The organism is Methylovulum psychrotolerans (assembly GCF_002923755.1).
Taxonomy (GTDB): domain Bacteria; phylum Pseudomonadota; class Gammaproteobacteria; order Methylococcales; family Methylomonadaceae; genus Methylovulum; species Methylovulum psychrotolerans.
In genome coordinates, this window is record NZ_PGFZ01000007.1 from 159,520 (window position 1) to 184,235 (window position 24,716).

Sequence of the window (24,716 nt, forward strand, 5' to 3'; positions counted from 1 at the left end):
TTGTCAAGCAAGGAGGGGCATGGCTTGTGGGTGTCCTGCGCCTTAAGCGACGGTTTATCCCCGCATCCGTCCAGCCTTACCAAGCTTATGGAGCACCGCTTAGCAAGCTGTTAAGCGACTGCAACACTTTGCCTAAACCCCTCCCTAATGCAGTCAGGACTGCCCGATGGATAGCATGGTTGCCCTGCGCTTTTTGTAACCTTGCCTACGCAGCCAATTGGACGGCTTACCCAACCTTACAGGCCCAAGAAATTTATTCTGATAACGTCACGCTAGCAAAGCCGGGTTCGGAAACGGGGGCTTTTGTCAGTGACGTTAGTCCTGGGCTTTATGTGTCCAGGCAGTCGGGCCGCGATTTGCTTAACCTTAATTATCGCTTGCAAAATTTATATAATGCGGCGGGCAATAATGATGTGACGACGTTTAACCAATTACAGTTTAACGCCAACCATACCTTTATACCCAATAGGTTTTTTGTTAATGCCAGCAGTTCTATCAGCCAGCAAAATATCAGTAATGCCCGCATAGCGGCTGATAATATATCGGGAGGCGGTAGTCGGGCTAACGTCAACACCTTTAATATTGCGCCGACGTGGACACCGCATTTTGGCCATTATGCATCGGGCACGGTCGGCCTCAATCTCAGCACCGTCACTACCGATGTCGGAACGGCAAGCTCAGGCACTTCGACGGCGGCGCTGTCCGACACAGTAAACTATGGGGAAAATATCCAAATAAACAGCGGCACGGCATTCAAGCGGATAAGCTGGAATTTGGCGTTTAATAATCTGGATAATGAGCGGGTGACCGGCAACAATGTCAGTTTCCAAAGTTCCAGCCTGACGCTACGGACCCATTTGAACCGTTATTTTAATCTGTTTGTCCAAACGGGTCAGAGCAACAATAGCTTCCAAAGCGCCAACACCGGCACGACCAACGGGGTGTTTTATACCGCCGGGGCGCAGTGGCTCCCCAGCCGGCATTATAGCCTTGAGGCCGGTTACGGCAATAACGCTTACGTCACCTTAAGCTTAAACCCGACGCAGCGGTTAAGCTGGGTCACGACGTTTAGGGACAATGCAATTGGCCTTAATGCAGGCCAAACGTGGCAAACCGCCCTCAATTACCGTACCCAACGCAGTAATTGGTCGTTAACCCATAATAATGCCACTACGACCACTCAGGCCTTGTTGTTGCAGCCCCAGTTGGTCACTGTTGACCTTAATCCCGACCCGTTAGTGCAACAGTTGCAGCAATTTATCATCAATTTGCCGACGCTCACTGACCAAGTGATTGTTACCCAGACCTGGGCGTTATCGGTATCGTTCAGGACAGGTAAAAGCACTATTTTTGCCAGTGGTTCCGACCAAATACGGAGCTACCAAACCATCGGCAATAAGGAAGATGTCACGGCACTCAATGCGGGTTGGAATTGGCAGTTCGGGCCTAAAACCAGTCTTTACGCCAGTCCTGGTTGGCAGTTAATTGAGCGGGGCGGCGTGGCGCAACGGGATAACCGTTATGATTTTGCCGTGGGCGTAAACCGGGCACTGAGCCAGCGCATTAATAGCCGGATCGAATTTCGCCATATTGACCAATCCTCGGCGCTCAACACCAATAACTTTCAAGAAAACCGCGCGACAGCCAGTTTGTTTATGAGATTCTGACCATGTATGACGGATTTTATAAATTAACCAGAAAACCGTTCCAGCTCAATTCGGATAACGACTTTTTTTTTAAAAGCGAAGTGCATAAAAGGGCGTTGGCCTATATGCGTTATGGTTTGACCCAAGGGGAAGGCTTTATTGTCATTACCGGAACGCCGGGGACAGGTAAAACCATGCTGATAAAGCAGTTGCTGGGCAGTATTAATCCGCAAAAAGTCACTTATGGCGTTATTGTCTCGGCTCAGGTAGGGGCAGAAGATATACTGAAAGTGGTGGCGGCAGCCTTAAATTTGTCTTATCAAGAAGATGATAAAGCCACGTTGTTGGGTAAATTGGAGCAGTTTTTTGCCGCTGAGGCCGCACAAGGCAAGCGGGTGCTGCTGATTGTTGACGAGGCGCAAAATTTGCCGAAAAATTCCTTGGAAGAATTGCGTATGTTGGCAAATTTTGAACGGGGCGGCAAAACCTTGTTGCAGTTGTTCTTGCTAGGGCAAAACCAGTTTAATAAAACCTTGGCCCAATCCGATATGGAGCAGTTCCGGCAGCGGGTGGTGGCGACTTATCAGCTTAAGCCGCTGGATGAAGAGCAGGTGAAAAATTACATTCTGTTCCGGTTAAAACGGGCGGGTTGGCAACAGTCGCCGCATTTTTCCGATGTTGCTTTTGAGGAGATATTTGCGCATTCTAAGGGTATCCCAAGAAAAATCAATACCCTCTGTGAGCGTATCATGATGCTGGGTTTTCTTGATGAATTACAGGTGATTGACCAGGCTGTGGTGCAAACGGTACTGGCTGACATTGCCGAAGAAGAACTGGATGATGGGGAAGTGGGAGCGCTTCCAGCCAATGTCAACGCCGCTATTGCGGGCAGCTTGGAGGCGCGGGTCGCCCGCTTGGAGAACCTGCTTGCTGATCTGCATAAGGTGCTGGCGGCTTACCAGCCCCTACCAGAGGAGTAGCCACCGCTTTTTACACCGCACCAATTCTTTTAAAACTGCAACGGTAATGATTGTGACCCTTAAAAACGCTATGACTGTCGATGTGGAAGATTACTTCCAGGTCTCCGCTTTTGAACCCTATATTGCTAAAAACCAATGGGATGCGCTGCCGCACCGGGTCGCTAACAATACCCATCGGGTGTTGGACTTATTTGCCGCCCACGGCATTAAGGCGACTTTTTTTACCCTCGGCTGGGTTGCCGAGCGTTATCCCGATGTGGTTAAGCGTATCGTCGCCGAAGGTCATGAGCTGGCGTGCCACGGTTACGAACATATCCGTGTCACCGAGCAAACACCCGCCCAGTTCCGTGCCGATGTGGCCAAAACTAAATTGATATTGGAGGATCTGGGTGGGGTGGCGGTAAATGGCTACCGTGCCGCCAGTTATTCGATCAATGCCAGTAATTTGTGGGCACTGGACATTTTGCAGGAAGAAGGCTTTGCTTACAGTTCGAGCATTTATCCGGTCAAGCATGATCTTTATGGGATGCCTGACGCGCCGCGTTTTCGGTATGAGCCGCTTGCCGGACATCCTGATTTTAAGGAAATCCCTATCACCACGTTAAAAATCGGTGCGAAAAACCTACCGTGCGGTGGCGGTGGGTTTTTTCGGTTTTATCCTTATGCCGTATCAAAATGGGCGTTCCGACGGGTTAACCAAGCGGAACAGCAAGCGGCTATTTTTTATTTCCATCCCTGGGAAATCGACCCGGAGCAACCGCGCCAATCCGGCTTAAACCTCAAAACCCGCACCCGCCATTATCTTAACCTTCAGCGTATGGAAGGCCGTATCAAGCAACTGTTACGCGATTTTGAATGGGATACGATGGCGAAGGTGTTTTTATGAAGCAGGCCAGTACGATGATACACACTTTAGATGCCGCCAATTTTGCCCGTTGGGATGCGTTTGTCAATCAGCATCCTGAGGCGACGTTTTTTCATTTGTCCGGTTGGAAAACGGTGATCGAACAGGCTTTTGGTCATAAAACGTATTTTTTGTATACCGAAAACGCCGGGGCAATCACGGCCATTTTGCCGTTGGTGCATGTTAATAGCTTGTTGTTTGGCAATAGCTTGGTCTCTACGGCTTTTTGTGTCTATGGCGGCATTATTGCCACTGACCCGGCCGATTATGCGGCCTTAGATGCCGAAGCTTGCCGCTTGGCGCAGCAGTTGGGGGTGGATGCCTTAGAAATGCGCCACCGTGAACGTAAGCATCCTGAGCGGCCTTATAAAGACTTGTATGTCACCTTCCGTAAGGCTTTAGACCCGGACGTAGAGAAAAACATGTTGGCGATTCCCCGCAAACAGCGGGCGGTGGTCAGAAAAGGCATAGAAGCGGGTCTGACCAGCACCATAGACGAGGATGTCGAACGCTTGCATCTGGCGTATTCGGAAAGCGTCAGGAATTTAGGCACGCCCGTGTTTTCGAAAAAGTATTTCCGTACCTTAAAGCAAGTGTTCGGTGCGCAATGCGAGGTGTTGAGCATTGAGCATGACGGTAAGCTGATTGCCAGTGTGATGAATTTCTATTTCCGCGATGAGGTGTTGCCGTATTATGGCGGCGGTACGGCCTTGGCACGGGATCTGAAAGGCAATGACTTTATGTATTGGGAAGTCATGCGCCGGGCGGTCGAAAAAGGCGTAAAAATTTTTGATTATGGGCGCAGTAAAATCGGCACGGGATCTTACAGTTTTAAGAAAAACTGGGGCTTTACGCCGGAGCCGTTGTTTTATGAATTTTTTCTGGTGAAAGCGACCGAATTGCCGGATATTAACCCGCTGAACCCCAAATACCAGTTTTTTATTGCCGCTTGGAAACGCCTGCCGTTACCTGTCAGCCAAATGCTAGGGCCGTGGTTATCGAGAGATTTAGGGTAGGGCGATGGAGAATTTGCTGTTTTTGGCCCACCGTATCCCTTATCCGCCCAATAAGGGCGACAAAATCCGTTCCTACCATTTTTTAAGCCATTTAGTGGCCGAATTTACGGTCTATCTGGGGACGTTTATTGATGATCCGCACGATTGGCAATATACCCCAATGGTGGATGCCTTGTGTGCCGAAACCTGTTATCAGGGCTTGCAACCGTTGCCTGCGAAAATCAAAAGCCTGCAAGGTTTGGTGGTGGGGGAAGCGTTAAGTTTGCCCTATTACCGTAATGCCGCGATGCAGGCGTGGGTCGATGCGACAATTAAAGCCCATGCCATTAATAAAGTGCTGATTTTTTCCTCGGTGATGGCGATGTACATCCGGCCTGAGCATGGCGTAGAGATGGTGGTGGATCTGGTCGATGTCGATTCTGACAAGTGGCGGCAATATGCGGAAAAAAAACACGGCCTGGCACGTTGGATTTATCAGCGTGAGGCGAGGTATTTGCTGGCTTATGAGCGGCGCATAGCCGCTGTGGCGAAAGCCTGCTTGCTGGTGTCCGAGCAGGAGGCGGCTTTGTTTAAGGCCTTGGCACCGGAAGTTGCCGAGAAGGTGGGTTTTGTCAATAATGGGGTCGATACCGGCTATTTTGCGCCACAGCATGGCGCGGTGTCGCCGTATCAGGCCGACGCGCAAGTGCTGGTGTTTACTGGGGCGATGGATTATTGGGCGAATGTCGATGCCGTGGTCTGGTTTGCCGAACAGGTGTTCCCGCGCTTGCAAGCCCGATACCCGCAAGTGGTGTTTTATATTGTCGGCAGTAAGCCCAGCAAAGCAGTGCTGGAATTGGCCAATAACCCTGCCATTATCGTGACCGGACGGGTTGATGACGTGCGGCCTTATGTGGCGTATGCGCGGCTGGCCGTCGCCCCGCTGCGTATTGCCCGTGGTATCCAAAATAAGGTGTTGGAGGCGATGGCGATGGCGAAGGTGGTGGTCGCCAGTCATGCGGCGATGGAAGGCATTCCGTATCCTAGCGATGCCGAGGTGGCGGTCAGTGAGGATGCCGGGCAGATGCTGGCTCAGCTTAGCGGTTATTTACAAGTGCCTGTCACCGCTCCCGCTTTGGTTAACCGCGAGTTTGTCGTCGCCCATTTCAGTTGGCAGCAAAATGTCCATAAACTTGCCGCGCTCATCCAGGAGTAAGCCATGCCGCAACCCCCTTTAATCGTCCATATCATTTACCGTTTAGGCGTAGGCGGCTTAGAAAATGGCTTGGTTAACCTGATTAATGCCATGCCGCCCGAGGCTTACCGCCATGCTATTGTCTGCTTGAAAGACAGCACCGATTTTAAGTTACGTTTGACCCGCGCTGATGTCGCCGTGTATGAGTTGCACAAACGCGAGGGTCAAGATTGGCACTCTTTTGTCGCCCTGTACCGTTTGCTGAAAAAGCTCCGGCCCAGTATTGTGCATACCCGCAACTTGGCGGCGATTGAATACCAGATTGCCGCTTTTTGCGCCGGTGTGCCTGGGCGTGTCCACGGCGAACATGGTTGGGATGTGTTCGATCCGAATGGCACGAATGTCAAATATCAATGGGTTAGAAGGGTATTAAAGCGTTTTATTCACCGTTTCATCCCCTTATCGCGGCATTTGGAAAGCTATTTGCTAGATAAAGTTCATGTCACCCCACGCAAAATCCGCCGTATTATCAACGGTGTCGACACCCGCATTTTTTACCCGCGCACGGGAGCTAGGCAAACTCTGGACGGTTGCCCGTTTGCGTTGACTGACGACGAATTGGTGATTGGCACGATTGGCCGTATGCACGGCGTGAAAGACCAGATTACGTTAGTGAAAGCGTTTATCTTGGCCTGCCAAGGTGCCGAAGCCGATAGCCGCCATTTAAGGTTGGTCATTATCGGCGACGGGCCGTTGCGGGCAGAGGCGGTGGCCTTGTTAGAAGCGGCGGGGGTAGCCGGGCAAGCGTGGTTGCCGGGGGCGCGTGACGATATCGCCGAGATTAACCGCCGCTTGGATGTCTTTGTTTTGCCTTCGCAAGCCGAGGGTATTTCCAACACCATTTTGGAGGCGATGGCCAGCGGGTTGCCGGTACTGGCGACGGCGGTCGGCGGCAACCCCGAATTGGTGGTGGACGGTGTGACTGGCCGCTTGACTCCCGCTAACAATGCCGAGGTGATGGCGGCGCATTTGCTGGCCTATAGCCACGATGCCCAGATGCGCCACGAACAGGGGCGGCAAGGGTATCAGCGGCTACAGGAACACTTTTCCTTAGCGGCGATGGTGGCGAACTACCAAGCGGTCTACGATTCATTTTTTCAAAAGGAATAACTGACGTTACGCAGTAACGTCGCTTTACTCCCGTTTGCCGCGCCGAGCATCGCAGGTTTTGTCGGGATAAGCCCGAAGGGGCGCGGCAGGGATGCCGCGCGTCGGCAAGTGGGCAGGAGCCCACTTTGCCGACCCCCGACAAAACCGAGAAGCGCAGGAAGAAGCGGCAATCGGGCCGCCTTTTCTTTGGATACTTTCTTTTGGCGGAGCAAAAGAAAGTATCTCGCCTTCGGGTGCGAGAACCCGATTAAAAAATCGTCGCGACAGCGACTCATCGCTATATTTTTCAATATCGCAAAAATGACTGCGTAACATCAGAGGAATAACATTATGTGCGGAATTGTCGGCATTTTTGATTTGCAAGCCAAGCGCGACATCAACCGGGATTTGCTGTCACGGATGAATGAGACCCAGTTTCATCGCGGCCCCAATGAAGGCGGCATCCACACTGAGGCGGGGCTAGGGTTTGGCCATCGGCGCTTGTCCATTATCGACTTAAGCAGCGGCCAGCAGCCGATGATTAGCCGCGATAATAATGTCGTGCTGACCTTTAACGGCGAAATTTACAATTTTATGGAACTGCGCCAAGAGCTGGAAGCCTTAGGCTACCGCTTCCAGACCCATTGTGACACGGAAGTGATTTTATATGGCTGGCAAGCGTGGGGCGAAGCCTGTGTCGACCGTTTTCGGGGCATGTTCGCCTTTGCTATCTGGGACAGGCCGCAACAGACTTTATTTTTGGCGCGTGACCGTTTGGGTGTTAAGCCGCTGTTTTATGCGCAGTTGCCGAACGGGCAATTCATTTTTTCTTCTGAGTTAAAAGCCCTGAAAGAACACCCCGATTTACCGAAAGAATTCGATCCTACCGCCATTGAAGAGTATTTTGGCTTTGGCTATATACCCGATCCAAAAACCATTTATAAAAATGTTTATAAACTGGAGCCGGGATTTTGCCTAACCTTAAAGCATGGGCAAAGCCAGTACCGCCCGCGCCAGTATTGGAACGTGAAATTTGCCGTCGATACCGCGCCGCGTAGTGAGCAGGATATTGGTGCGGAACTGATTGAGCGTTTCCGCGAAGCGGTCAAAATCCGTATGGTTGCCGACGTGCCGCTGGGCGCATTCCTGTCCGGCGGGGTAGACTCCAGCGCCGTGGTGGCGATGATGGCGGGCCTGTCGCCTGATCCGGTCAATACCTGCTCCATTTCGTTTGGCGATCCGGCTTATAACGAAGCCAAGTTTGCTGCGCAAATTGCCGAACGCTACCACACCGCGCATCGGGTTGAGCAGGTTGATCCCGATGATTTCAGCTTAATAGACCAACTGGCGGGGCTGTATGACGAGCCTTATGCCGACAGTTCGGCGTTGCCGACGTATCGGGTCTGTGAGCTGGCGAAAAAACAAGTTACGGTGGTGTTGTCGGGTGACGGCGGTGACGAGAATTTGGGCGGCTACCGCCGCCACCGTTGGCATACTTATGAAGAGCAAATGCGCTCATGGTTGCCGGATAGCATCAGAAAACCGGTCTTTAGCACCTTAGGCCGCATTTATCCCAAAGCCGATTGGGCACCGAAAATCTTCCGCGCCAAATCTACGCTGGAATCGATAGGCCGCGATTCTGTCGAAGGTTATTTCCATAGTGTGTCGGTGATGTCCAACGAATTGCGCGGCAAGCTGTTCAGTACGCAACTGAAAAGCGAATTGCAGGGCTATCAGGCGGTTGACGTGTTCCGCCAGCATTTGCGCAATGCCCCGACTGACCAGCCTTTATCGCAAGTGCAATATTTAGATATTAAAACCTATTTGCCCGGTGATATTCTGACTAAAGTTGACCGCGCCAGCATGGCGCACGCGCTCGAAGTGCGGGTGCCTTTGCTGGATCATAAGCTGGTGGAATGGTTAGCGGGTGTGCAACCGGAATTGAAGCTGAAAGGCCGCGAAGGCAAATATATTTTTAAAAAAGCCTTGGAAAATTATCTGCCCGACGATATTTTGTACCGCCCGAAAATGGGCTTTGGTGTGCCGCTGAATGCCTGGTTTAAAGGGCCGTTAAAAGACAAGGTGCAAGCGGCTTTATTAGGCGAAAACATGCAGCAATGCGGTTTATTTGACCCTGCCATGCTCCAAAATATCGTCAGCCAACATCAAAATGGTTTGCGCGATTACAGCGCCCCGATTTGGTCATTGCTGATGTTTGAGGCATTTTTACGCAATAACGGCTAAGGCCGGGGTGATAAGTAAGCCATGACCCTGAAAGCGACGAAATTTTTTCTGCTGGGTGGCGGAATGAGGTAAATGCCACAACGGCACTTAAAAGCGCTATACTGTTTTTATCAGTAACCTTTTAATGAGTTTCGCCTAGCTGCTATGACTAAAGCCAAAGAAACCCTCGTCCACTGGCTGTCTGATGTCGAAGAGCATGATTATCCGGCGGCGGCTTCTTATCTGACGCTTATCTACGAGGCGGATAGGGTTGCCGACATCGTTACCCGGCTAAAACACGCCGCGCTTATCGAGTTTAAAGCCAAGGACATTTTTCGCGCCTCGCAGCTTTCCTTATTGGGTGTCAGCAACTCGCATGTCGAAAAAGACAAGAAAAAGATCAATAAAGGCAAAGGCTTGTCGCCTTTGTTGTTGGTCAGGGACCCGCGCAGCGCGAAGGTGGTCATCGCCGATGGCTACCATCGCCTGTGCGCCATTTACGGATACGACGAGGATGCCTTGATTTTGTGTAAAATTGTCTCTGCGGTTTAGCGGCTAGTGAAGCTAACGCCCCGTTTACCCGCGCTATGGCTCGCCGATATGGTGGCGGGTTTTTCGGTCGCCAGTATCTTATTGCCCGAAGCTATTGCATACGCCGCCATTGCCCATTTGGGCATCCAGCAGGCAATCACGGCCTTATTGGTCGGCTTGGGCTGTTACGCTTGTTTAGGCGGCAGCCCTTACGCGATTGTTGCCCCCACGTCCTCGGCGGCGGCATTGATGGCGGCGGTGGTGCTGTCTTTGCGCCCGCCCGATGCGGTTACTGCTACCGCTTTTGGTGTGGCATTGGTGATCCTGACAGGCATCGGTCTGTTGGCTTTTGCCAAAGCCAAACTGGGGCGGCTGTCGGCTTTCGTTTCCCGTCCCGTCTTGCATGGCTTCTCGTTTGCGTTGGCAATCACCATTATCATTAAGCAATTGCCCATTCTGTTGGGTGTACATGTCCAAGCGAGCAACCCTTTCCATATTGTGATTGATCTGGCCACCCATGCCGGGCATTGGAGCTTATGGAGCGCGTTGGTCGGTGGCGGGGCTTTGGTATTCTTGGCTATTTTAAAGCGTTGGCCTAGTGTGCCGGGGGCTTTTGTGGTCTTGCTGTCCGGTATTGCCCTAAGCCATTGGGTTAATCTGGCCGATTTTAAGGTTGCGGTGGTCGGTGCGGTCAGTATTACCCCACCCGGCTTGTCCTGGCCGCATTTAGCTACGGACAGATGGTTAGATTTGGCGGAATTGGCCTGCGGTTTACTCGTGATTATTGTTGCCGAATCGTGGGGCAGTATCCGCAGCATCTCCCTTAGTCACGGCAATACCGTGGAGCCTAACCGCGAGTTGTTTGCGCTGGGCGCTGCCAATCTTGTTTCGGGCTTACTGCAAGGGATGCCGGTCGGAGCAGGATTTTCCGCCAGCACCGCTAACGAACAGGCGGGGGCAACCAGCAAATGGGCGGGGGCGATGGCGGCGGTTATCCTATTGTTGGTGGTCGTTTTTGGTCAGGTCTGGATAGGCGAAATCCCCGAACCGATTGTCGCAGCGGCGGTCATCAATGCCTTAAGCCATGCCGTTAACCCCCATTTCCTCTTCCATTTATGGCGGCTAGGCCGTGACTACTACTTGGCCTTGGCGGCAGTCGGCGCAGTTTTGGCCTTTGGGGTTTTGCACGGTATGCTTGCGGCCATTGGCTTATCGCTGGCTTCGGCGATACGCTCATTCAGTCAAGCGAAGGTCAGTGAATTGGCGGGGCTGGGGCATTCGCATGATTATGTCGACAGGGAAAATCATCCCACCGCCCAACCTCATCCTAAGCTGTTAATCCTACGCCCCGAAGAGCCGCTGTTTTTTGCCAGTGTCGAAGGGGTATTGGCAGAAATTAATCGGCAGTTAAGCCTGCGCCAAGATGTGCAGATTCTTATCATCAGCCTTGAGCAAAGTGCCGACCTTGACAGCACGGCGGCGGAATGCTTGGTCGAGTTAGCGAACGCGCTTAAACAGCAAGAGAAAATGCTTTTGTTGGCGCGGGTTAAAGACCCCATCAGGGAGCTATTGCTGGAATTGGGGGGGCGGCAATTTCACGGTAAACTGTTTTGGAGCGTCGCTGATGCGGCGGTGGTTGCCCAAAAATATACCGTTAAGGTTTTTGGGCAAGTGGGCTAGCAGCTGCGAGGCCTTTTAGCTTGCTAAACCGCTTGGCCTCGGTTTGGGTAGGTTTTAGGAATGCGTTTGTTTGCGCAAACGGTCGGCCAAAACCCGCATGACGTTTAGGGCGAAATACGGATGCTCTTGGATAAGGAAGTTGAAGTATTTTTCCGTAACGGCGACTACTTCGCAGTCGGTTTTGGCAATGGCGTTGGCATAGCGGATTTTGTCGTCAATCAAGGCCATTTCACCAAAAATATGCCCTGCGCCTAAGGTGATTAATAGTTTGCCGTCCAAGATGATGTCCACTTCACCGGATTTGATGTAGTACATTTCTTCGCCGACTTCTCCGGCGGAGAATATCGTTTGTCCGGCAGCAAAAAGTTTGGTGTCTTTGTTGCTGTTTAAGATGTTGAAGTTGGGGGGTAATGACATGGGGAATCCTTAATTATTATTGTATGGGGAAACGCTTTGTTGTAGTTAAATAATTTCAATACGCTTTCTGATGCAAACGTCTATAAAATCACGCGTATTAAATGTAGCAAGATAATCGATTTTTGTATTGTTATCATCCAGCATTAGGCGGATTAGGCAATCGGTCATACTGAGCGGTCGTTGCCGCCGCAAAGATGAGCTAAGGGAAAGCTGGAAGGCCGCGTCCCGGAATTCTTCATCGTTAATAAATTGTAACGTTAGGCCGTTGTAGAAAATGTTCAAATTGCTGTAATGCTAGCGTGTTTTTGACAAATTTGGTACAGAGGGTTTCGTAAGCAATAGGCCATGGCACGGCTATGGTTAGCAGTTCCAATAGATCGGCTTTTTCTTGGCCTTGCGGGTAATAAGCGTCTTTGCTATCAAAAATGGCATACCATACGCCCGTATCGACGAGGACTGTCCCTATCATTAAGCCCCGTCATCCGTTTGCTCTTCGGTGGCATCGGCAAAGCCTAGCCAAGGTGAGGCTTTCCGTCCGCCAAACAGAAAAGTCCCTTTGATGGTTTGGGTGTCGCTATTTTGATAAATGACGTACAGTCGGGAGCGTTTATCCAACTGGACAGCTTGCGCAAGATCCGCTTTTAGGTCATCGCGCAAGCTGTCGGTATAGTCATAAATAAAATGGGCGATATTATCGCCGCATTCTTTCGCCTGATGCTTATCTAACCAAGCATACAGCCCTTCGTAGTCACCTCGGACACCAAGGTCATAAGAAAGCCAAATTGCTTGCTTCATAATGTTTAACCTCCCGTTATGGGAATGAATGGTTTAATGGCATTGCAAGTTTACAAGCCCCGCAACAAATCCCTTTTTATATCACCGATATTTTCCAAGCCGACCGAAACCCGCACTAAACCGTCTTTAATTCCTGCCGCCGCGCGGGCTTCGGGGCTTAAGCGCCCGTGGGTGGTGGTGGCCGGATGGGTGATGGTGGTTTTAACGTCACCCAGATTGGCGGTGATGGAGAGCATTTGCGTCGCGTCTATCAGCCGCCACGCCGCTTCCTTACCGCCCGACAATTCAAAACTGACAATGCCGCCGAACTGGCTTTGCTGGCGTTTGGCGAGTTCGTGTTGCGGATGGGAAGGCAAGCCGGGGTAGTGGACTTTGGCGACACTGGGCTGTTGTTCCAGCCATTGCGCTAAGGCAAGGGCATTGTCGCAATGGGCTTTCATGCGGATAGCTAATGTCTCTAAGCCGGATAAGAATACCCAGGCGTTAAACGGGCTCATGGTTGCACCGCCTGTCCGTAGGTACGGGTAGACGGACTTTTCGATAATCTCTTCACTGGCGATGACCGCGCCGCCGACACAGCGGCCTTGGCCGTCGATGTATTTGGTCGCCGATTGGACGACAATATCCGCCCCCAAGGCCAAAGGCCTTTGCAGGGCAGGGGTGCAGAAACAGTTGTCCACTATCAGCAAGCTGCCGTTTTGGTGCGCCAGTTCGGCCAGCTCGGTAATGTCGGCAATCCCGGTTAAGGGGTTAGAGGGCGTTTCCAGAAATAAAAACCGGGTGTTAGGCTTTAGTGCCGCCGCCCACGCCGCCGTGTCGGTCAAATCGACAAAATCGCAACTGACCCCAAACTTGCCGAAATAATTTTCAAACATTAGCACGGTATTGCCAAATACGCCGCGCGAGCAGAGGATATGGTCGCCACTTTTCAGCAAGCTCATTCCCACTGCCATAATCGCCGCCATGCCGGAGGCAAACGCTAAGCAACGTTCACCTTGTTCCATTAACGCCAAACGTTGTTGGAAGGCGTTAACGGTGGGGTTGGTAAAGCGCGAGTAGATATTGCCGGGCTTTTTGCCGGTAAAGCGCAAAGAGGCTTCTTCGGCGCTGGCAAACACATAGCTGGAGGTGGGGAAAATCGCAATGCTATGCTCATCTTCGGCGGTGCGGTGATGGCCGGCCCTAATGGCTTGGGTTTCTATGGAATAGTCGTTCCAGTCAATATCGTTCATAATTGTTCGGGATAGGGTGGAAAATCGGCAGATTTTACCACTGATTTGCCAAACGGGCGGCGAATCGCTGTGGCGAGGGCTGGCCGTGGTTGCTAAGGCTTGGGCTTTTGTTGGGTTTGGCGGTGGCTTAGCCTTGTTTTTTTTGGCATTTTTCCTGACAATGTTTATAGCAGACTTATTTTAGGGGAGTGTTTTTATGTCGCAAGTACGACAAACGCCGATACCGACACCTAGGGTGACGGAAGCCGATTATTTACACGCCGAACAACTTGCCGATACCCGGCATGAGTTTATTGACGGTGTGGTCTATGCAATGGCGGGGGCTGGTTATAATCATAATTGTATTGCCGCCAATATCGCGCGTAAATTGGGTAATCATCTTGAGGGCACACCTTGTGCGACGTTTATTGCTGATATGAAAGTGCGCTTGGGTAGGGATTACGTTTATCCCGATGTGGTGGTGGATTGCAGCAAAATGGCGGGAGATGATTATTTTGCCACTGCGCCTATCGTGATTGTTGAGGTGCTGTCCAAATCCACCCGCAAAACCGACACCACTACCAAACTTATCCGTTATATCAACCTGCCGTCCTTACAGGAATATATGTTGATAGAACCGGATTTTGTTTCCGTACAAGTGTTGCGCCGGGTGAACCATTGGCAATCGGAATATTTTTACTTAGGCGATAGCGTGACCTTGGCTGCCTTAGACCTGACGCTGGCGGTGGCGGATATTTATGACCGTGTCAATAATCAGGATATGGAGGAGTTTAGGCGCGAGGGGATTGTTGAAGTTAAGGCGTGATGCTTTTGTGAATCTTCCGGCATCTGCCTCTTTGGAGCGCGGGCATCTTGCCCGCCTTTGTGGGCAAGATGCCCGCGCTCCAAGCCTGGCATTTTTTTGTTTGCTTGAATTATTTTCTGTCCATTCCTAAGCTAAGCTAACCTTTCTACCTTCCGCCGCCGATTGCAAGGCCGCGACTATCGTCCGGCAGTTACCGTGCGCGTCATCTAAGGACAATTTAGGTGCGGTTCCCGATAATACGCAGTGGCTGAAATGTTCGACTTCCAGGCGGAAATGGTTGGCGGCGGGCAGGCGTTCTTCGGTTTGCCGCCCGTCGTCTGTCCACCAGGTCAATACTGGCACGTCGCCCGGCAGTTGCCAAACGACATGGCATTTTAAGCCGCCTTTTGTGCCGATAATTTCGTATTCGCTACGGCGGGCGCGGGCGAAGCTGAAATCGAATTGGCCGAACTTACCGTCACCAAAATCCAATACCCCGCTGGCGGCAATGTCCGCGCCGCTATCTAGCGTTTGGTGTAGGGCGGTGACGGCAATAGGGTCTTGCCCGAACAAGCTGCGCACGGTATGGATGGCGTAACAGCCAATATCCCACATCGCCCCGCCGCCTTGGGCGATGGGTGCTTCTAGGCGGTACATGCGTTCTGGGCGCATCATGAAGGAAAAAGTAGCCCGCACCGAGCGAATGTCGCCCAACAACTCTGATTGTACCAACTCCTGCACCCTTGCATGTTGTGGGTGGAATTGGTACATAAAGCCTTCCATGACCATGACCTGATGTTGGTGGGCGGCGGCTTGTATGGCGTGGATGTCACTGACGCTCAACGCCAGGGGTTTTTCGCATAAGACATGTTTGCCGTGGCCGATGGCGCGTAACGTCCATTGGGCGTGTTCGTGGTTGGCTAAGGGAATATACACGGCTTGCACGTTAGGATCATTGAGCAGGTCTTCGGGTGCGTCATAGACGGTTACGCTGGGGTAGCAAGGTGCGAAACGGTTGAGGGTTTCGGCGGCGGCGCCAGGGCGGCGGCTGGCAATGGCGACCAGTTCGGCATTGTCGGCTTGGACAATCGCGGGCAATAAGCGTTCGTTGATTCTGGCGGCTCCTAAAATGCCCCAGCGGAGTTTATGGGTGGTGATTGGCATGGCGCTTATCCTTATGTACTGTGATGGGTGGTTTTTTGTATGTTATTATTATAAAAAAGTTATTGGCTATTATGGCGAAGACTTTATTTGCATGGAAGCCCTAAGCAACTATGTTAGGCTGCATCCGGTCTGCTATTATCTTCTGTAACCCTTTATAGAGTCCCTACTATGTCACAAGTCAATAATGCCGCCAAATTTACTGCGTTGTCACTCTCGTTAGAATTGCCTTATTCCGTTAATAACAGCCCAGGGTCAGTTACTGATGCTAAGCTTGAGGCGTTTTTGGGCTTGGCCCCAAAGACGTTAGATGCGTTGGTAAAAGGTAATGCCACCAATGGTTCGGCGGTCGCTTATAGCGTTACCGCCAAAGTGGGCGACCAGTTGGTGGTATCTTATGATTTTCAGACCAATGAGGCTTTCCAGGCTAGCCGCTATAATGATACCTCCTTCCTGTCGGTGGCGGCGGCGGGTTTTACCGACACCCAAGTGATTGCCGATACCTTTTCTACGGTCTTTGTCGGTTATCAGTCTTATACTTATACCTTTACCCAAAACGGAACGTTTACCGTTGGCTTAGGGGTGGTTAATAAGACCGATATTACGCTCAATTCGGCTTTGCAGGTTGCCGCTATCCGTTTAAACGGCGTTGCTTTGTCGGCTCCAGGTTCGATAGGGCATATTTCAGGGGCAATGACCGGCACGAATGGCGGTGATATATTAGCTGGCGATGCCTTGGTGAAAAATAGCCACGATATTATTTACGGTTTGGCGGGTAATGATGTGCTGTCTGGTTTGGGCGGTAACGACACGCTGTATGGCGGCGACGGTAATGATGTCTTAAACGGTGGCGCGGGTGATGATGTATTGGATGGCGGCGATGGCGTAGACACTGTTTTGTATGGCAGTGCCATGACCGGGGTATTTGTTAATTTAAACCTGACCGTTCAGCAAAATACGGTAGGCGGGGGTAAAGATACCTTGTTGGCCATAGAAAATATCAACGGAAGCCCTTACAACGATACCTTAATCGGCACTGCCGCTAACAATATCCTGCTCGGCGGTGCGGGTAACGATACCCTGAGTGGCGGAGCTGGGGATGATATTTTAACGGGGGGTTTGGGTAATGATGTTTTGAACGGCGGCAATGGGGTGGATACCGTGTTGTACGGAACGGCCACGGCAGGGGTGACGGTTAATCTGAGCTTGACCTCACAACAAGAGACGGGCGGGGCGGGTAGTGATACCTTGCTGGCTATAGAAAATATCAACGGCAGTTTTTTTAACGATACCTTAACGGGTGATGCCGGCAATAACATCCTGTCTGGGGATGTGGGTGACGACCAGATCTATGGCGGTGACGGCAACGATAGCCTGATAGGCGGTTTGGGTGACGATGTTTTGAATGGCGGTGCAGGCTTTGATGTCGCGCAATACTATACGGCCACCGCAGGGGTGACGGTTGACCTTGCGTTAACGGCTAGCCAAAACACAGGCGGTGCCGGTTGGGATACGCTCAGTAATATCGAAGAGGTGAATGGCAGTGCTTATGACGATACCCTGACAGGGAATGCCGCCAATAATGATTTATACGGCGGGGCGGGTAATGATGTGCTGGACGGTGGCTTAGGTGTTGATGTGCTGACGGGGGGGCTTGGGCAAGACAGCTTTTTGTTCGATACGGCCTTAAGTTCGGCTAATCGGGATATTATCACCGATTTTTCCGTGCCTAATGACAGCATCCAACTCGACCATCGTATTTTTACCGAGCTGGCCATTGGCCATTTAGCGAACACCACTTTTAAGGTTATTGGAATCGGTAACGTGGTGGACAGTAATGACCATATCCTTTACAACATTATTTCGGGCGGGGTATTTTATGATGCGGATGGCAGCGGTGTGGGCGCTGCCGTGCTGGTTGCCTTGATCGGTAGGGGCTTGGATGTCAGTGCGGCAGATTTTATGGTTGTCTAGCCCGTTGTTTGGGCGTTAATACCGCGCAGGCAATTGGCTGACCGCCTGTAAATGCCAAGGCTGCCCGTCTTGGCTGGCTTCTAGGGCATTCTCCACGGTATCGTCTAAATCGGCGAAAAAATCTAATCCGGTTTGTGCTTCTATGGCATCGATGGTGGTGACAAATTGCGCCAGCGGCTCATGGCCTTGGACGGTCTGCGGCACTAAGAACGCCAGTACCCGCGGTTTTTCGGGCGGTTTGGCGGCGGTGATATAGAGCTTAAAAAACGCATCGGGAATTTCGACTTTCCAATCCGAACTGAGCCGCTCTACCGAACCGCTAAAAACAGGGCCGGTCACTACCCAGATTTTGCCGAACAGGGGCGCAAAGGTGTCAATTTCTGCTTCTTCCAGGCGTTCCCACACTTTTTGGTTTAAATGTGCTTTCTGCGGCGTGACGTTGGTCATCAGAAAGCTATCGGCTTGGCCTTGTTTGCCATAGAGATGTCCCATCGCATAATTGGGGGCCATGTGGCCGCGGTCATAGCCGCTTTTTTGGTAACTGTCATGATCTAGGCGGTTAAGGCTACGCCAGTCGGTGCTAAAGCGGTTGGGGCGTTTTAATGACGGGGCGTGTTCGGGAACTGGGGTTAGGGCATATTCTACCCATAACGGATTGCCGCGCCAGTCAGAATAGCCCAAGATAAAGCCGTGGTTGCGTAAGACCCGAAACCAAGTATCGATGTTGTGTCCGGCGACGGGGCGGGGTTCGCCTTGGTATAGCATCGCGGGGCGGGCTATTTTTACTTCGTAGCCATAATCGCCCGCGCCGAGCAGCAATCCTAATAGCAACAGCGAGGGATGGCGGTAAATCAGGCGCATGAGGGTGAAAAGATGTTTGAAGCTGTTGAAAGAAGATTGTTTGCTCATGGGTAGTAAAAATAGGTGAGCCCGGGGGAATCGCTCGGCGGGGTATTTTGCCAAGCAATGGCAGCTATTGAAAGCCCTTTATCTTGTCCGTTTAGCCTCTCTGGCCGTTCACTCTGGGCGCATTGTGTTAAAATTGTGGCATTTTTAACCGCTGTAGACGGTTTGGCCGCCTATCGCCTTTCTTGTTTAAACTGAAGATAACATGGCTAGCAACGCACACAATACGCCGCTCCACGTTTTGAAAACGGTGTTTGGTTATGACGGTTTCCGTGGTCAGCAACAGGCGGTGATTGACCATCTGTTGGCGGGGCAAGACGCTTTGGTGTTGATGCCGACGGGTGGCGGCAAATCCTTATGTTACCAGATTCCTGCCTTGCTTAGGCCGGGCGTGGGCATTGTCGTATCGCCGCTGATTGCGCTGATGCAGGATCAGGTCAGTGCCTTGTTGCAATTGGGCGTAAAAGCGGCGTTTCTTAATTCGACCTTAGCGCAGCAAGAAGCCCGGCGCATCGAGCAGCAATTGCTCAATGGCGAGTTGGATTTGCTTTATGTCGCGCCGGAGCGGCTGGCCTCGGAATATACCCGTAGTTTGTTCGGTAAGATCAAAATCGCGTTGTTTGCCATTGACGAAGCCCATTGTGTCTCGCAATGGGGGCATGATTTCCGTGCCGATTATCTGCAACTGTCCATGTTGCATGAGCGTTTCCCTGATATTCCGCGCATAGCCTTAACGGCCACTGCCGATGAGCGTACCCGTGAAGAAATTGTCTTACGTTTGGGTTTAGGCCATGCGCCGTTATTCCAAAGCGGTTTTGACCGTCCGAATATTTGCTACCGTATTGTCCAAAAACAAAATGCCCGCCAGCAATTGTTGACGTTTATCCGCGCTGAACATGCCGGGGATGCGGGGATTGTTTATTGTCTGTCGAGAAAAAAAGTCGAAGAGACGGCAATCTGGCTAAGCAGCAAGGGCGTTAATGCCTTGCCTTATCATGCCGGTTTAAGTGCGGACGTACGTTACCAGAACCAGCACCGGTTTTTGATGCAGGAAGGTTTGGTGATTGTCGCGACCATTGCTTTTGGTATGGGCATAGATAAGCCGAACGTGCGCTTTGTCGCGCATTTGGATTTGCCTAAAAGCGTTGAGGCGTATTATCAGGAGACGGGCAGGGCGGGTCGTGACGGCTTGGCGGCGAATGCGTGGATGGCTTATGGTTTGCAAGATGTGATTACTTTGCGGAAAATGCTGGCCGAATCGCAGTCCGATGAGGCGCATAAGCGGCTTGAATACCATAAGCTTGATGCCATGCTGGCTTTATGCGAGCAGGTGCATTGCCGGCGGCAAAGCCTGTTAAGCTATTTTGGCGACCAATTGGAACAGCCGTGCGGCAATTGCGACACTTGTATGGAACCCGTGCAAACCTGGGACGGCACCTTGGCGGCACAGCAGGCCTTATCGTGCATATACCGCACCCAGCAACGCTTTGGGGTGGCGTATTTGATTGATGTGCTGTTAGGTAAGCAAACGGCGCGGATCAGCCAATTCGGCCATCAGCAATTGTCCACCTACGGTATCGGTAAGGCGTTGGATGAGCAGCAATGGCATTCGGTGTTTCGGCAATTGGTCGCGCGGGGCTTGGTCAGCGTCGATTTCGACGGTTACGGCGCGTTGCAACTGACTGATGCCTGCCGCCCGATTTTGCGCGGCGAACAAAAGCTGATGCTGCGCAAAGATGTTAAGCCGGAGAAAATCAAGGCCACTAAATCCGGTCAGACGACGGGGGGGATGAGCGATTTGTGGGATGCCTTACGCGCCAAGCGCAAACAAATTGCCGATGCCCAAGATGTGCCGCCTTATGTGATTTTTCATGATGCCACTTTAATGGCGATGATGGAGGCCAAGCCTGCCAATTTACGCGACATGGCAAGAATATCCGGCATCGGGACCCGTAAGTTGGAGCAATACGGCGAGCAGTTTTTAGAGGTGCTGCAACGCTTTAGGGATGCCGCAGATGACGCTTCCGATACGGTCAGCGAATCGGTCAAACTGATCCGCTTGGGGTTTAGCGTTTCGCAAACCGCCCAAAAACGCAGTTTGCGGGAAAACACCATTTATGCGCACATGGCACAAGCTTTGGAGCAGGGGATGGTGTTGCTCAGCGATGTCGTGGATTTGCCGGAAGCGGAGCTAAAAACCATTGAAGTGGCGTTGCTGGATTTGCCCGAAGAGCAGAAAAATGCCCTGAAACCGATTTTTGACCAGTTTGCCGGACAGTATTCTTATGAGGTGTTGCGTTGCATACGCGCGGCTTTATGGCATAGGGTAGGGTGATGTAAGGTAAGGGTGGCAAATGTTGTTGCGTTTACGAAAACATCAAGTTTTTTGTGCCAAACAACGATTTGTACAAGGCAATGTCTTTCTTGAAGGCTTTGCTGATTTTGGCGATCAGTTCGTCGTCGTAAAGGGTGGAGGGTTTAGGGGCTTGTCCGGCTTTTTTTAGGGTACGGATGGCATCGGGCAGGTAATCGGCGTAAGTGTCGTTACTGATAAGCTCAAAGCGCTCTATGCCATGGCGGGTGAGGCCTCTGGCATCAATAATGTCGATCTGGGCTTTTTCGCTGATAATGCTTTGGGCGGCTGCAAAAGTTTCCAGATTGAAATAATCGTCATAGTCTTTATAGACTAAAAAATCCACTTGCGGTTGCCAATGGATATTAGCGCGTAAGATAGCGGGTTTAGTGATGGTGTTGACGAATAGCCGGAAGCTCATGTCCTGAATGTCTATCTGCCGCTGTACAGCATCGTACAATTCCCAGGCCACGCCTGTGGTATCGACTATTTTATCCAGATAAGCGCTGGCTATTCTGGCGAACGGGCAGCGCAAAATCACAAAGGTATAATCGGCTTGGATCAGACTGGCAAGGTCTGCCCTAAAGGTGTCGTTATTACAATGTATCCAGTTAAAATCTGCGGTGCTGCTAATACAGCCGTTCGCCATCGCTAAGGATACCCGCATGGTTGAACAGGCGTTCTTGGGGATAAAGCTGTAAATGCTGTTGCTGCGGTAAATGCGTAAGGCGAAAGCTTGGGCAAACCGATGTGCGCTGTTGTTCGGCAGATAGGCATAAGAATCGGCAGAATAATTCAGTTGACGTTTTTTCATGGCGGCACCTAGGGAAAGGGGAGTCCGTGGGTAAAATTTTGGCTGAAATACGAACGGCACACGTTGGCTTACCTGTTTGAAAACGGGTAAGCCAACGGCTTAGCTTATAGGCTAGGGTTTTTGCTCGGCAGGCTTGTCGCTATCCAACGAATCCAGTTCTTTGTCCAAATCACTGGCATCGGTGTTGCCATCCTTAATCAGATAATCGCGGCGCTGTTGGTAAGCGTTTTTCATAAACTCGTAGCGGTCTTGCCCAGACGCTTCATTAACCACTTTTTCGGTGGATAACAATTGGGCGCGTTTGTCTATGACCTCAACAAACCGTGCCCCCATTGTCGAGTAAGTCGCATCGGAGGTGCCGAAAATAGACACATACGTCAACGGGTTAAACATGGCATCGCCAATCAGTCCCAGCGTATCTCTAGGCGAGTTGGGGCCATAAATGGGCAACACTAAATAAGGGCCAGAAGGTACGCCCCAGACCGCTAAAGTTTGGCCAAAATCTTCCTGATGTTTCGGCAGGTTCATGGCGGCGCCGACATCAAAAAGCCCGCCCATACCCATCGTCGAGTTCACCACCAGACGGCCAACATCCATGCTGCCTTGCCGCCATTTTAATTGCAGAAAATCATTGATGATGACGCCGACATCATTAACGTTGCTAAACGCGTTTGTGATGCTTTGGTCGACCACATCAGGGGTTATCCATTGGTAGCCTTGTGCCAGCGGTTTTACCACATTTTTATCCAAAGTATCGTTAAACGTTTGCACACCGTGGTTCCAGCCTTGCCAAGGGTCGTTACTGTTACTGTTGGAGGCACAAGCGCTCAGCAGTGTTGCCATAAGCAAACCGCCCAGCAAGCGGGGGTTAAAGACGCTTTTTTGTAGATTCATGAAGGTTCCCGTGCTATTTATTTAACTTTGCGGACATTTTGGCATTATTTTCGATAATGAGAAAGTTTTCTGCAATAATGCCGCTTATTATACCTGCTAACACCCGTAGTTAGCCCACGCTATGGGCAGGCAGGCAGGCTTTTTTGCCTCGTATTAGCATGCGCGAGGGAAGGTATGGTGGCTTCCGGTGCAAGACGGCAGGGGCGGCAGATGTTTGTCCATAGTACCCGTCAATTGCTGCGCTGACGCTTGTTCTTTGACGGTCATTTGTTTACAATCCTAACGAACGTTCGGTAAAATGTTAGCATTAAATGGTGGTTGGGGGAATTTTTATTTTGGTTTTTGGGGTGTGCAAAAGCCATATCGGCATGGCGGGTGTAAAGCCATTACCACAAATAAGCGCTGGCTTTTTTTCCCAACACGGAAAACTCAAAGGCTTTTCTGGCGAAACTGCCCGCCGCCCCGTAACAAACTTGCAGAGGCAACAGGTGTTCTTCACGGGGATGGCAATAACGGGCGGCAGGGGCTTGTTGCCAATGGATTAGACGTTGTTCGCGCTCAGTTTCGTTAAGTTGGTTATTGGTACAGGTGTCAATTAGCCAATTTTCAAAGTCTTGGTTCAAGGTTTGGCTGGTTTCGGTGGGGGGTGCAAAAAATGCATTAAGGTTATGGAAGCTAAATCCTGAGCCGATAATCAGGACATTGTCTTTTCTTAAGTCCGCTAAGGCTTTACCTATCTGGATATGTTCTTTGGGCTCTAAGCTGCTGACCAGTGACAATTGCAGGCAAGGGATGTCCGCTTCTGGATACATGATTTTTAACGGGACAAATAAACCATGGTCAAAACCGCGTTGGGCATCGGCTTGCGCTGCAATGCCTTGTCGGGTCAAGAGCCGGACAATCCGTTCCGCCAACAGCGGTTGGCCGGGGGCAGGATAGCGGATGTGGTAGGCTTCTTGAGGGAAGCCATAATAATCATAAATCAAGGCGGGGGTTGCCCCGCTGGTGACGGTCGGCAACCGGGCTTCCCAGTGGGCGCTAATCACTAAGATAGCGGCGGGTTTGCCCAGCAGGGCGGGGATGGTATGGAAAAAGTCTACCAAGTCTTTATGGTTGGCATCGCCTAACAGGGGCAACGGGCCGCCGCCATGGGAGAGGAAGAGGACGGGGGCTAAGGGAGTCGGCTCTTTTGTCATAATGGTGGGGGTATCTAAAGGGAAGGGAAACAACGCGTTTTAGAATAGGCTTAGTAGGGGATAGTATTCTTTTGGCTGTTTTATGGCAATGTTCGGCAGCGTACGCCTTTCACAAAGGTTTAGCTTTACTATAGCGCATTTTTTTGGCATAACAGGCTTAAGTTAAAATCAATTTTTATAGGCCGCTTATGTTTATTTTTATTGGGTTGAGTCTTGCGCTGTGTTTTTTGCTCCAGGCAGAAAGTCCTTGGTTGGCTTATCTGGTGTCGCCGTGGGTGTTGTATGGTGGTTTGGCGGTGGCGGTGGGCTGTACGGTGGCGATGGCCGTTGATAAGGGTTGGGCCAGATTATGGCATGACCTGTTTTCGGGCAGTGTGTTGCTGGTGTGGTATGCGTATTGGCAGCCTTTGTTTAAGGACGACACACCGGTATTTTTTGCTTACGCTTTGTATTTTGTCTTTATGGCCGCCTTTATCGAGCTGTTTTTCATCGGCCAGCGTGAAAACATTGATAAGGAAGTGTTGCGCCAGTTGCAGGTATTGGCGCAAAACTTTCGTGTCAAATCGTGGATGGTAATGCTGTTGGTTTTGTATAGCCTAGATTTGTTAGAGCATTATATGCTCTATCCGGTCGCCATGACCTTGTTGATGGCCCGATTTGCCTTATCGACTTACTTGCAGGTGGAGACGGCTAAAAAACCGTCGCCACGGCGGCAAACCAAAAATAGCTGAGACGGCACGCTAACTGGCAGGGCTAACTTACTATTAGCGGCTACGGTGATAGCGGGTTTTGCTGGGGATTGTGGCTCTGGCAAGCCGTAGGGGCTGGGCTTTGCTGGCGACCCTTTTTGCCGCACGCGGTATAGCGTGGCTGGCAACGATATGGCG

General features: G+C 51.3%; 22 protein-coding genes. 13 read left to right on the forward strand and 9 right to left on the reverse strand.

What is annotated here, in order from left to right:
- Nucleotides 1-128 precede the first annotated feature (128 nt).
- From AADEFJLK_RS15370 to AADEFJLK_RS15415, 9 genes are all read left to right on the forward strand, one after another.
- Complete coding sequence (locus AADEFJLK_RS15370; protein WP_249028061.1) at nucleotides 129-1,667, forward strand: TIGR03016 family PEP-CTERM system-associated outer membrane protein; 1,539 nt, start codon at nucleotides 129-131, stop codon at nucleotides 1,665-1,667.
- 2 nt (nucleotides 1,668-1,669) lie between these two features.
- Nucleotides 1,670-2,626, forward strand: coding sequence for an XrtA/PEP-CTERM system-associated ATPase (locus AADEFJLK_RS15375; protein ID WP_088617907.1), 957 nt, complete (start codon nucleotides 1,670-1,672; stop codon nucleotides 2,624-2,626).
- A gap of 46 nt (nucleotides 2,627-2,672) precedes the next feature.
- Nucleotides 2,673-3,512 carry an XrtA system polysaccharide deacetylase gene (locus AADEFJLK_RS15380; protein ID WP_103974865.1) on the forward strand — a complete coding sequence of 280 codons (840 nt, stop codon included), beginning with the start codon at nucleotides 2,673-2,675 and terminating at the stop codon, nucleotides 3,510-3,512.
- Nucleotides 3,509-4,546, forward strand: coding sequence for a FemAB family XrtA/PEP-CTERM system-associated protein (locus AADEFJLK_RS15385; protein ID WP_232463747.1), 1,038 nt, complete (start codon nucleotides 3,509-3,511; stop codon nucleotides 4,544-4,546). The genes AADEFJLK_RS15380 and AADEFJLK_RS15385 overlap by 4 nt, the downstream gene beginning before the upstream one ends.
- A 4-nt stretch (nucleotides 4,547-4,550) precedes the next feature.
- Nucleotides 4,551-5,741 (forward strand): TIGR03087 family PEP-CTERM/XrtA system glycosyltransferase, encoded by a 1,191-nt coding sequence (locus AADEFJLK_RS15390; RefSeq protein ID WP_103974866.1) that lies wholly within the window; start codon nucleotides 4,551-4,553, stop codon nucleotides 5,739-5,741.
- Between the two features lie 3 nt (nucleotides 5,742-5,744).
- Nucleotides 5,745-6,890, forward strand: a complete 1,146-nt coding sequence (locus tag AADEFJLK_RS15395) for a TIGR03088 family PEP-CTERM/XrtA system glycosyltransferase (protein WP_103974867.1) — start codon at nucleotides 5,745-5,747, stop codon at nucleotides 6,888-6,890.
- Between the two features lie 330 nt (nucleotides 6,891-7,220).
- On the forward strand, nucleotides 7,221-9,113 hold the full coding sequence (locus AADEFJLK_RS15405; RefSeq protein ID WP_103974868.1) for an XrtA/PEP-CTERM system amidotransferase: 1,893 nt from the start codon (nucleotides 7,221-7,223) through the stop codon (nucleotides 9,111-9,113).
- Between the two features lie 144 nt (nucleotides 9,114-9,257).
- Nucleotides 9,258-9,644, forward strand: coding sequence for a hypothetical protein (locus AADEFJLK_RS15410; protein ID WP_088617902.1), 387 nt, complete (start codon nucleotides 9,258-9,260; stop codon nucleotides 9,642-9,644).
- Nucleotides 9,645-9,650: 6 nt separating this feature from the next.
- Nucleotides 9,651-11,303: a SulP family inorganic anion transporter gene (locus tag AADEFJLK_RS15415; protein ID WP_146054621.1), complete on the forward strand. Its 1,653-nt coding sequence runs from the start codon at nucleotides 9,651-9,653 to the stop codon at nucleotides 11,301-11,303.
- A 54-nt stretch (nucleotides 11,304-11,357) separates the two neighbouring features.
- On the opposite strand, the gene AADEFJLK_RS15420 is transcribed toward AADEFJLK_RS15415, so the two are convergent.
- The 4 genes from AADEFJLK_RS15420 to AADEFJLK_RS15435 all read right to left on the reverse strand — a co-directional run bounded on the left by AADEFJLK_RS15420 (nucleotide 11,358) and on the right by AADEFJLK_RS15435 (nucleotide 13,747).
- Nucleotides 11,358-11,720: a Crp/Fnr family transcriptional regulator gene (locus AADEFJLK_RS15420; RefSeq protein ID WP_103974870.1), complete on the reverse strand. Its 363-nt coding sequence runs from the start codon at nucleotides 11,718-11,720 to the stop codon at nucleotides 11,358-11,360.
- 241 nt (nucleotides 11,721-11,961) lie between these two features.
- Nucleotides 11,962-12,189 carry a hypothetical protein gene (locus tag AADEFJLK_RS15425; protein WP_103974871.1) on the reverse strand — a complete coding sequence of 76 codons (228 nt, stop codon included), beginning with the start codon at nucleotides 12,187-12,189 and terminating at the stop codon, nucleotides 11,962-11,964.
- On the reverse strand, nucleotides 12,189-12,515 hold the full coding sequence (locus tag AADEFJLK_RS15430) for a hypothetical protein (RefSeq protein ID WP_103974872.1): 327 nt from the start codon (nucleotides 12,513-12,515) through the stop codon (nucleotides 12,189-12,191). Before AADEFJLK_RS15430 ends, AADEFJLK_RS15425 begins: the two co-directional genes overlap by 1 nt.
- 50 nt (nucleotides 12,516-12,565) lie before the next feature.
- Complete coding sequence (locus AADEFJLK_RS15435) at nucleotides 12,566-13,747, reverse strand: O-succinylhomoserine sulfhydrylase (protein WP_103974873.1); 1,182 nt, start codon at nucleotides 13,745-13,747, stop codon at nucleotides 12,566-12,568.
- Between the two features lie 196 nt (nucleotides 13,748-13,943).
- On the opposite strand from AADEFJLK_RS15435, the gene AADEFJLK_RS15440 reads away from it, so the two are divergent.
- Entirely contained in the window at nucleotides 13,944-14,552 is a 609-nt protein-coding gene (locus tag AADEFJLK_RS15440; RefSeq protein ID WP_103974874.1) for a Uma2 family endonuclease, read from the forward strand.
- Between the two features lie 126 nt (nucleotides 14,553-14,678).
- Here the strand turns inward: AADEFJLK_RS15440 and AADEFJLK_RS15445 are convergent, their stop codons facing one another.
- Complete coding sequence (locus AADEFJLK_RS15445) at nucleotides 14,679-15,695, reverse strand: Gfo/Idh/MocA family protein (RefSeq protein ID WP_103974875.1); 1,017 nt, start codon at nucleotides 15,693-15,695, stop codon at nucleotides 14,679-14,681.
- 168 nt (nucleotides 15,696-15,863) lie between these two features.
- Between AADEFJLK_RS15445 and AADEFJLK_RS25915 the strand changes: the two genes are divergently transcribed.
- Nucleotides 15,864-17,666 carry a calcium-binding protein gene (locus tag AADEFJLK_RS25915; RefSeq protein WP_103974876.1) on the forward strand — a complete coding sequence of 601 codons (1,803 nt, stop codon included), beginning with the start codon at nucleotides 15,864-15,866 and terminating at the stop codon, nucleotides 17,664-17,666.
- Nucleotides 17,667-17,681: 15 nt separating this feature from the next.
- Here the strand turns inward: AADEFJLK_RS25915 and AADEFJLK_RS15455 are convergent, their stop codons facing one another.
- Nucleotides 17,682-18,575: a DNA/RNA non-specific endonuclease gene (locus AADEFJLK_RS15455; protein WP_088617894.1), complete on the reverse strand. Its 894-nt coding sequence runs from the start codon at nucleotides 18,573-18,575 to the stop codon at nucleotides 17,682-17,684.
- Between the two features lie 202 nt (nucleotides 18,576-18,777).
- On the opposite strand from AADEFJLK_RS15455, the gene recQ reads away from it, so the two are divergent.
- Complete coding sequence (recQ, locus tag AADEFJLK_RS15460; protein WP_103974877.1) at nucleotides 18,778-20,907, forward strand: DNA helicase RecQ; 2,130 nt, start codon at nucleotides 18,778-18,780, stop codon at nucleotides 20,905-20,907.
- Nucleotides 20,908-20,938: 31 nt separating this feature from the next.
- Here the strand turns inward: recQ and AADEFJLK_RS15465 are convergent, their stop codons facing one another.
- The 3 genes from AADEFJLK_RS15465 to AADEFJLK_RS15475 all read right to left on the reverse strand — a co-directional run bounded on the left by AADEFJLK_RS15465 (nucleotide 20,939) and on the right by AADEFJLK_RS15475 (nucleotide 23,829).
- Complete coding sequence (locus AADEFJLK_RS15465) at nucleotides 20,939-21,739, reverse strand: sulfotransferase family 2 domain-containing protein (RefSeq protein ID WP_088617892.1); 801 nt, start codon at nucleotides 21,737-21,739, stop codon at nucleotides 20,939-20,941.
- 111 nt (nucleotides 21,740-21,850) lie between these two features.
- Complete coding sequence (locus AADEFJLK_RS15470; RefSeq protein WP_198328437.1) at nucleotides 21,851-22,633, reverse strand: MlaA family lipoprotein; 783 nt, start codon at nucleotides 22,631-22,633, stop codon at nucleotides 21,851-21,853.
- A gap of 386 nt (nucleotides 22,634-23,019) precedes the next feature.
- Nucleotides 23,020-23,829, reverse strand: a complete 810-nt coding sequence (locus AADEFJLK_RS15475) for a DODA-type extradiol aromatic ring-opening family dioxygenase (protein WP_103974878.1) — start codon at nucleotides 23,827-23,829, stop codon at nucleotides 23,020-23,022.
- Between the two features lie 188 nt (nucleotides 23,830-24,017).
- On the opposite strand from AADEFJLK_RS15475, the gene AADEFJLK_RS15480 reads away from it, so the two are divergent.
- A complete protein-coding gene (locus AADEFJLK_RS15480; protein WP_088617889.1) occupies nucleotides 24,018-24,560 on the forward strand; it encodes a hypothetical protein in 543 nt (180 codons plus the stop codon).
- The last annotated feature ends 156 nt before the right edge of the window (nucleotides 24,561-24,716 follow it).

Coding starts and splice junctions, on each gene's coding strand:
- AADEFJLK_RS15405 (WP_103974868.1), top strand. CDS start 7,221: ATGTGCGGAATTGTCGGCATTTTTGATTTGCAAGCCAAGCGCGACATC.
- AADEFJLK_RS15380 (WP_103974865.1), top strand. CDS start 2,673: ATGATTGTGACCCTTAAAAACGCTATGACTGTCGATGTGGAAGATTAC.
- AADEFJLK_RS15375 (WP_088617907.1), top strand. CDS start 1,670: ATGTATGACGGATTTTATAAATTAACCAGAAAACCGTTCCAGCTCAAT.
- AADEFJLK_RS15475 (WP_103974878.1), bottom strand. CDS start 23,829: ATGACAAAAGAGCCGACTCCCTTAGCCCCCGTCCTCTTCCTCTCCCAT.
- AADEFJLK_RS15470 (WP_198328437.1), bottom strand. CDS start 22,633: ATGAATCTACAAAAAAGCGTCTTTAACCCCCGCTTGCTGGGCGGTTTG.
- recQ (WP_103974877.1), top strand. CDS start 18,778: ATGGCTAGCAACGCACACAATACGCCGCTCCACGTTTTGAAAACGGTG.
- AADEFJLK_RS15430 (WP_103974872.1), bottom strand. CDS start 12,515: ATGAAGCAAGCAATTTGGCTTTCTTATGACCTTGGTGTCCGAGGTGAC.
- AADEFJLK_RS15425 (WP_103974871.1), bottom strand. CDS start 12,189: ATGATAGGGACAGTCCTCGTCGATACGGGCGTATGGTATGCCATTTTT.
- AADEFJLK_RS15410 (WP_088617902.1), top strand. CDS start 9,258: ATGACTAAAGCCAAAGAAACCCTCGTCCACTGGCTGTCTGATGTCGAA.
- AADEFJLK_RS15465 (WP_088617892.1), bottom strand. CDS start 21,739: ATGAAAAAACGTCAACTGAATTATTCTGCCGATTCTTATGCCTATCTG.
- AADEFJLK_RS15385 (WP_232463747.1), top strand. CDS start 3,509: ATGAAGCAGGCCAGTACGATGATACACACTTTAGATGCCGCCAATTTT.
- AADEFJLK_RS15455 (WP_088617894.1), bottom strand. CDS start 18,575: ATGAGCAAACAATCTTCTTTCAACAGCTTCAAACATCTTTTCACCCTC.
- AADEFJLK_RS15420 (WP_103974870.1), bottom strand. CDS start 11,720: ATGTCATTACCCCCCAACTTCAACATCTTAAACAGCAACAAAGACACC.
- AADEFJLK_RS15445 (WP_103974875.1), bottom strand. CDS start 15,695: ATGCCAATCACCACCCATAAACTCCGCTGGGGCATTTTAGGAGCCGCC.
- AADEFJLK_RS15440 (WP_103974874.1), top strand. CDS start 13,944: ATGTCGCAAGTACGACAAACGCCGATACCGACACCTAGGGTGACGGAA.
- AADEFJLK_RS15395 (WP_103974867.1), top strand. CDS start 5,745: ATGCCGCAACCCCCTTTAATCGTCCATATCATTTACCGTTTAGGCGTA.
- AADEFJLK_RS15435 (WP_103974873.1), bottom strand. CDS start 13,747: ATGAACGATATTGACTGGAACGACTATTCCATAGAAACCCAAGCCATT.
- AADEFJLK_RS25915 (WP_103974876.1), top strand. CDS start 15,864: ATGTCACAAGTCAATAATGCCGCCAAATTTACTGCGTTGTCACTCTCG.
- AADEFJLK_RS15480 (WP_088617889.1), top strand. CDS start 24,018: ATGTTTATTTTTATTGGGTTGAGTCTTGCGCTGTGTTTTTTGCTCCAG.
- AADEFJLK_RS15390 (WP_103974866.1), top strand. CDS start 4,551: ATGGAGAATTTGCTGTTTTTGGCCCACCGTATCCCTTATCCGCCCAAT.